We start from the raw sequence: 7,137 nt of genomic DNA, 5'->3' as shown, positions 1-7,137 counted from the left end.
ATTAAGGTGTGAGCAACGCTACCACGAAACCTAACCATACCACTGTAAACACTGAACCCAATGATGGAATGAAAAATGCCAAGCGTTGGGAATCACTCTTAAATGCTTTGTTATATTTTTCCTACACCACTGTTAAAGCACTTTGATGAGTTCTTGAACTTTATCAGCATCTAAGTAACTTGGATTTACTTCGCCTCCAACCATAAAACCGTCAGCAAAAATCTTACCTAATTCTTCCACTGCTTTTTCATTAAAAGTATTAGGATATATCCGTTTATATGCATTTAATGTTGCCTTGAGCTTGAAGTTCGTAGATTCCGCCAAATCAACAGAAATTACCTCACCTGAGTTAAATGTTGGTATAAATATCTCAAGCAAATTGTTTTTCAACTCTGTCTTAAGCTTTCGGCGACTTGACTATTTTTCAAAGAGAAATCCTAGAAAAAACGTGAATATCCCCGGCAACCAGCTATTCATGAAGTTTAAAAGCGAAATTGCTCCCCAATCAACGTCATTAACTATCGTAATCACTTAATTTTTCTCATTTTTTGTATTATTAAAATTGAAGTCTATAGTACTCAAAAAAAATATAACGCCGCGTTAAGTAGTGAGCAACGCTGCCACTGAACTTAACCATGCCACCGTAAACAACACAACTCAACCGAACCAAAATTGCTGAGCGTTGCGAATCTGCCTTAAACGCCTTGTTATGTGTGTTTCAAAACACCAAATAGTATTTTCTGCTCTGGTCTAAAAGAAATGAAACTGCCATCAGCTTGTTGAATGAGCACTCGGGAGCAATTTGTACATTGATAAAGGTAACGCTGATAGTTAGAGAGTCCCTCCCAAACTGATATCCCTTTATCTACTTGCTCACACATTTGTTCCCAGCACTCGTCAGGAATAAATCGTGCCTTATTATCCTGATAGTCTGTAATGTCATGAATTGATTCACCACAATTACAATTTAATTTCATTGCTAAACCTTATTTTCTACTCGTTTATTGTCTAAAAACAATGGGCATTATTATACCTCTAAAACACATAACGCCGCATTAAGGTGTGAGCGACGCTTGGCTATACTTGAGCGAAGCGAAACTGCCAAGCGTTGCGAATCACTCTTAAATGCTTTGTTATGCTCGTGTTGCTAAATGCTCGAAACCTAGTAGTGCTCTCGGACTAAATGATTCAAAACTCCAACGAGGAACGCTCTGGGAGTCACTATCATAGACTTCCAATAAACGTTCTAAATCGCTAATGTCGTTTATTCCCAAAGCAAATTTTACCTGCTCGAAGTAAGATTTGGACGATGAACGTGCAAACATTTCAAATGGATTATTGAAATGACCTAAATAAACCAAAGTGTCGGGGAACCATCGTTGGTAGTAACTTTCTTTATGAAGATCAGAGCGAATAAACAGCAAAAAGTCTGCCTGCATCAGATGTTTAAACTCAATGCCTAGACCTTTCGAGCGCTCTTTGAGCAAGTCTGCATGAACAGAAAGACGATTTAATTTTAGTCGCTGATTACGGTAATCAAGAGACCTGAGATATTCACGAAATATATGATACTCAAACATCGCCGGTTGCCCATATTGAACTTTTCCTTCGATGTAATACTGCTGAGACAGCAATTTTCCTGTTAGCTCAAACTGCTCATTCTTTAGTAAAATAGCTATCGTGTATAAGAACAACTCATGCACAATAAACTTAAAGTTGTCAAAGTCCGACTCTCTCCATGAAGTTATATGGCTAGGTTTGTCCATATAAGGAATTAGAGACTCAAAAAATCGGTGAATTTTATGAATGTTATCTTCATTTGGAGCATACTGAGAAATAGCAAATATCAAAGATATATATTCATTGCGATATGGTAAAAAATTCTCGATATTCGAAATTAGAGCATCATCAAATTCACCGTCAACATCTACGAGCCTGAATCTTTCAAGATTCACTGAGAATGTATTCAGGTATTCATCGAGCGCACCTGATGCAAATGGTTTGCTTTCCTTAATTGCAGATAGTGCTCTTTTCTGGCTCGTTGTCGTACCCAGTGAAATACTATCACTTTCTTCTAAGAATGACGGCTTGGCACCAATTTGAGGACGAGTGTACAGAGGTTTATCATAAACCCAACGCAGAAGCTTCTCGTAATTATCCGTATATTTGTCTGGTTCACTTAAGTCGATGTAAATACGTGATTTATAATACGTAGGTAAAAATGCCTTCCCGTTTTCATCACGATTTGGAATTATTGCCACAAACTTACTTTGTTCTTGGTCTTCGTAAACTTCTCGTGAAATTATTTGGGTTTCTGTTCCCACTCCACCAGAGCGACCATCGGCACGAGAAGCATAAGCTTCATCGCATATCATAGCGACTTTCTTAACAGTCGGGTCAGTTACCATTTTCTCCATGAAAGCAAATGCATCATGACCTTCTTTAAGATCCCACTTATCTAAGATCACATGGATACCAGATTCTGTGAGTTCTGTTGCTAGATCAATAACCCATTGCTCATGTTCTGGGGTTGACCAGCAATACGAAATAAATAATTTTGGATTTTCCACTAATCTTACCTCCTACGATTAGAGCATAACGCCGCGTTAAGTGGTGAGCAACGCTACCACCTTACCTAAACCATTGTGCCGTAGACACTAAAGTCGAATCAAACCGAAAATACCAAGCGTTGGGAATCCGTCTTGAACGCTTTGTTATAACGTGGCTCACCACGCTCTATGAACTCAACAACAACTAGAATGAACGCAATCGTTTCTGGTACACACTATAAGTTGCTGAGGTCATTGATACGAAGCCAAATAGGAGTGCTGCAAACCAGCGATAGTTAAAAAACTTGGTTAATGCGCTCATTGCGTCAATTGGCTCGGGAGAATTCCATGCAATAACGAAACTGATACAACAGGCAAGAAACAAGACACAACTTAAAGTCATTCCTAACTTTACTTTCCAATCGAACAAATAGTACATAATTTCCCTATACGTTATAACGCCCTGTTAAGGTGTGAGCAACGCAATACCGATGCCTCCGCATACCACCTTAAACACTAAACGCAACGCATGGTAAAAATGCCACGCGTTGCGAATCACTCTTAAACAGTTTGTTAGGTTACGTCCAATTTGAGTTGGACATCAAGAAAATCAATCAAATTATCCTCATATTTAGTAGAAGACAGACCTACAAACTGATAAGTCATCATTGCTGAAAAAATAACTTGGGCTGTCATTGTAATAGCGCTGAAGCTTAAACCACTATCTAAAGATTTATATAAAGATTTAGTGCCATGAACTAGATCTGAACGAATGGAATATAGTTTTGATGCGTTCGATTTGGAGTTATGTTCATTAGGGTGGAAAACTAAATTTAAGTTTGAAACCCTATCTGAAAACTTGCTGCTAAGAGTTGTACTCCCTTTTTCCGAAGACATTGTTACCAATCTTTCCATTGAAGTTACAAGCTTAACTAACTGGGAGTGCTCATTAGTGTCATAGCTTGCATCACAAAACCATAGAATTGAATCAATCAAACGATCTACTAAACGATCCTCCATGGTTGGCATACATGCCGCCATAATTAGTTCTTTGATCCTATCTCCCAAAGGAGAATCAAGATTATCTTCGAATGAGTCCCAAAAACCATCCAACGACGTGCTAAACTGAAATTCTGAACAGGCTTTAAAACCACCTGAATCAAATAAGCCTTTGAATTTATAGTTTAAGTCACTCCCATGAAACTCAGTTGATATTTTATAATCGTACAATCCCATTGATATAAAATGAAGATGTATTATACCAACGACTAGATTTAATACATTTTTAGATTTAAACTCAATCAGGTCATTATATGTTTGGGGGATATGAACAGAAACATAAGCGTTATATAGAAACCTTGAATCCTCACTTACTTTTATAAAGTCATCGGTTTGCTGCCTACTGCCAGGGTAAATATTAAACAGCTCTTCTTTTGGTATAACCTTCGCAGCACCTAAGTCTATTACCCTATCAATATTGTTAGCTATTATTGGAAAAATATAAGTAACGTCACCACCTTTCTTTCTACATTTTTTCAATGCACGATTTAGTATCTTTGTATAACCATTTCGGTCAAATGGTTTACTCTCATATACATGCCGATAGATGGATTCACGCAATAGAATGTTAAACTCATTACTTTTAACATAGTAACCTAAACCTTGAGACTTGATGACGCGTTCCGATATATCAAAAAGCTTTTCATTAGCTTTGTTTGAGATGAACAGTTGAAACTTAGACTTATCCAACAAATCTTTGGGAGGACCAACAATAGCACTCATTCGATCGAATGGATTATCAAAGTCATTCGAAAAATCATCATATGATTCAGCGAGTAATTTTTTTAAACGAACAATTTCTTCAATTACAAACTCAAAGTCTTCAATATCTTTGTTTGACGCTGAAGCCATGCGTACTCCTAGTAACCTAACGCCGCATTAAGTGGTGAGCAACACTACCACCCTACCTAACCCATTGTGCCGTAGACACTAAAGTAGAAGCAAACCAAAAATGCCATGCGTTGCGAATCCATCTTGAATGCTTTGTTAGGTTAATACTTCAACACTTGAGCGCCAAACCTTTGCTGACATTAAGACGAAGCCAACACATTAAAACACAGACTTATTTTGATTTTGGTTCACCTGATACAACTCGAATTTACTTGAACTAAGCCATTAATGCCGAGCGTGCAGGCTCACGGAACTTCACGCACTTTACGTGAAATTTGAATTGCTATTTTCGCAGCGAATACTCAACAGGGCAGCAAGCCTAAAATCATAGCTTGCAGATAATTGACCACAGTATTCACAACATTAGCTGAGCAAAGACACTAAAAGCAGAAGAGCAAACGAGCGAACTAAAGAAGAGTTAAACCAGCTCATTTTATTGATTTGAGGCTCTAGTAACCTAACGCCGCATTAAGGTGTGAGCGACGCTTGGCTATACTTGAGCGGAGCGAAACCGCCAAGCGTTGTGAATCACTCTTAAATGCTTTGTTATAAGCGTGGTTGAGTATCCCGATGAACCCAAACAACATTTTCATTTGAAGCTGGAACCTCAAACCAAGACCAGAACAATTCTAGCATCTCAGGTGTCATTTCATATGACTTGCCACCCAAATCTGAATTGCGTGAAAATGCTCTTTCTTGGCATGTTTCGAAGGGAACATCAAGATAATGAACTTCACTCTCAACATCCACTTCTGATGCCCAACTAGTAAAAGAGTCTCGGTCAGCTTTGCTCCAGAAACCAAAATCGAAAATAACTGGGATACCGAGAGCAAAAAGTTGGTGAGCAGAGTCTTTGAATAAGTCTTGAAGGGTAGCCAAACGACTGTCGAAGACTTCACGCTCCATATGTTCACCGTATAAAGGAATCATCCATTCATCTATGGAGAAACGAAAGGCTCCATGCTTATTTGCAAGCTCCTTAGAATAGGTAGTTTTACCTGAACCAATAAAGCCGCATACGAAATAGATTTTGGTCATAATTCCTCTTTAGCTTATAACGCCCTGTTAAGGGGTGAGCAACGCAATACCGAAGCCGCTGCATACCACCTTAAACACCAAAACCAACGTATAGTAAAAATGCCACGCGTTGCGAATCCCTCTTGAACAGTTTGTTAGGTGCTTACAATCCCGGGTACTTTCCGTCTGAATCGACATAATCAACGGCTTCTAGGAACCACTTACCATTATTACTTTTTATCATCCTATACTCATAGTCCGCTACAAAACCTGTGCTGTTAGTATGCTTTGTAGTGATTATCGCTCTGTTTTCTATCATTTCTTCTGTAACGATAGTTTCATTCTCTGGGTCATGAGATGACTCAGATCCAAATGCTATTGGCTCACCAACAAAGTCTGACTGACAATATTTAGATAGTATATTCTTTTTATATAACTCGTTGGCGAGCTGCATTGCACCACCACTGTGATTAACTTCCGCTTTTCTTAGTTTATATGCTTTGTCGTTCCAGTCTTTATAATCGATCAGATACGATTTCACCAATAGCCGAGGAGATTCGAATATATTTCGAGAGCACAATGTAATTACCCATGAGATAAAGCTATCGATAAATTTCATAAATATATATTTCTCCTATTCGCATTGGCACCTAACGCCGCATTAAGGTGTGAGCGGCGCTTGGCTATACTTGAGCGAAGCGAAACTGCCAAGCGTTGCGAATCACTCTTAAATGCTTTGTTATGTGAATTTTATTTACAAACAACTGTGGCCGTAAAATCACCATTTTCCTGCTCTTGCTGGTCTCTAAGCTCAAATCCTGCTGGACAGTTTCCAGTGTATTCATTTGCTGCTGCTATCCATTGCAAAAGCAGAGAGTTTTCAGAGCCTGTATTTTTCCAATCCTGCCATTTATCTGAATAAACAGTATAATATGCACCTGTATTACCATCTTCAAAAATTGCTGGCTCATACTTTTTAGTTGCAGCACAGCCCGAAAGAAACAGAATAGGTAATACGCATAGGATCTTGTTCATATATGTAAATCTCGTAACGAAAGAAGTTAATAGCACAATATACCATATATAACTCTAAGGTCACAAAACATCCCTGAGATCAATTTCGTCAAAGTTAATTGGCATGCTAATAATTCACATAACGCGCAAGTTAAGTAGTGAGCAACGCCAGACTCTCGATTACAACTACTACTAATTACACAAGAAAGCCAAAATAAACGATGATTCCCAAGCGTTGCGAATCTGCTTGAACGTCTTGTTATGTCACGACCAGCGCAGTCTAAATTTTAAGTGTAACCTATTGAAATGAAATAAACTTTGAGTAAATAGACAAAAAATCGAAGCCGAAGTATTAACCGCAGCACTACCTTGAAACGCTTTAGCGTCACTCTTTAATTGCTGCGCCATATTAAGGTGCGCTTAAAGCGCTTCAAGGTTAGCATAGAAGTGGTCAATATTCGTCCTTTTTGCCGTATTTCCCCAAGCTTCCTACCTTCACTCCAAACTCAGAGAGCATCCCAGTACATTCAACCTGTGAGGACCGTCGTGACATAACGCCGCATTAAGGTGTGAGCGACGTTTGGCTATACTTGAGCGAAGCGAAACT

General features: G+C 38.6%; 7 protein-coding genes. All 7 read right to left on the bottom strand.

What is annotated here, in order from left to right:
- Positions 1 to 132 precede the first annotated feature (132 nt).
- Positions 133 to 390 (bottom strand): hypothetical protein, encoded by a 258-nt coding sequence (locus tag OH461_RS19995; RefSeq protein ID WP_270022295.1) that lies wholly within the window; start codon positions 388 to 390, stop codon positions 133 to 135.
- Positions 391 to 707: 317 nt separating this feature from the next.
- Complete coding sequence (locus OH461_RS19990) at positions 708 to 977, bottom strand: hypothetical protein (protein ID WP_270022294.1); 270 nt, start codon at positions 975 to 977, stop codon at positions 708 to 710.
- 156 nt (positions 978 to 1,133) lie between these two features.
- A complete protein-coding gene (locus tag OH461_RS19985; protein ID WP_270022293.1) occupies positions 1,134 to 2,570 on the bottom strand; it encodes a toll/interleukin-1 receptor domain-containing protein in 1,437 nt (478 codons plus the stop codon).
- 552 nt (positions 2,571 to 3,122) lie between these two features.
- Positions 3,123 to 4,460: a HEPN domain-containing protein gene (locus OH461_RS19975; protein WP_270022292.1), complete on the bottom strand. Its 1,338-nt coding sequence runs from the start codon at positions 4,458 to 4,460 to the stop codon at positions 3,123 to 3,125.
- Between the two features lie 585 nt (positions 4,461 to 5,045).
- On the bottom strand, positions 5,046 to 5,537 hold the full coding sequence (locus OH461_RS19970) for an AAA family ATPase (RefSeq protein WP_270022291.1): 492 nt from the start codon (positions 5,535 to 5,537) through the stop codon (positions 5,046 to 5,048).
- 142 nt (positions 5,538 to 5,679) lie between these two features.
- On the bottom strand, positions 5,680 to 6,135 hold the full coding sequence (locus tag OH461_RS19960; protein ID WP_270022290.1) for a hypothetical protein: 456 nt from the start codon (positions 6,133 to 6,135) through the stop codon (positions 5,680 to 5,682).
- A gap of 131 nt (positions 6,136 to 6,266) precedes the next feature.
- Positions 6,267 to 6,551, bottom strand: a complete 285-nt coding sequence (locus OH461_RS19955) for a hypothetical protein (RefSeq protein WP_270022289.1) — start codon at positions 6,549 to 6,551, stop codon at positions 6,267 to 6,269.
- Between the last annotated feature and the right edge of the window lie 586 nt (positions 6,552 to 7,137).

The sequence above is a fragment of the Vibrio sp. LaRot3 genome, from assembly GCF_027587025.1.
Classification (GTDB): domain Bacteria; phylum Pseudomonadota; class Gammaproteobacteria; order Enterobacterales; family Vibrionaceae; genus Vibrio.
Note: the sequence above shows the minus strand (reverse complement) of the source record. Positions and strands in the feature narration are given on the sequence as shown.

What these genes read in the sequence shown, in the direction of transcription:
- OH461_RS19990 (WP_270022294.1), bottom strand. Translation starts at nt 977, where the DNA reads ATGAAATTAAATTGTAATTGTGGTGAATCAATTCATGACATTACAGAC.
- OH461_RS19975 (WP_270022292.1), bottom strand. Translation starts at nt 4,460, where the DNA reads ATGGCTTCAGCGTCAAACAAAGATATTGAAGACTTTGAGTTTGTAATT.
- OH461_RS19970 (WP_270022291.1), bottom strand. Translation starts at nt 5,537, where the DNA reads ATGACCAAAATCTATTTCGTATGCGGCTTTATTGGTTCAGGTAAAACT.
- OH461_RS19960 (WP_270022290.1), bottom strand. Translation starts at nt 6,135, where the DNA reads ATGAAATTTATCGATAGCTTTATCTCATGGGTAATTACATTGTGCTCT.
- OH461_RS19955 (WP_270022289.1), bottom strand. Translation starts at nt 6,551, where the DNA reads ATGAACAAGATCCTATGCGTATTACCTATTCTGTTTCTTTCGGGCTGT.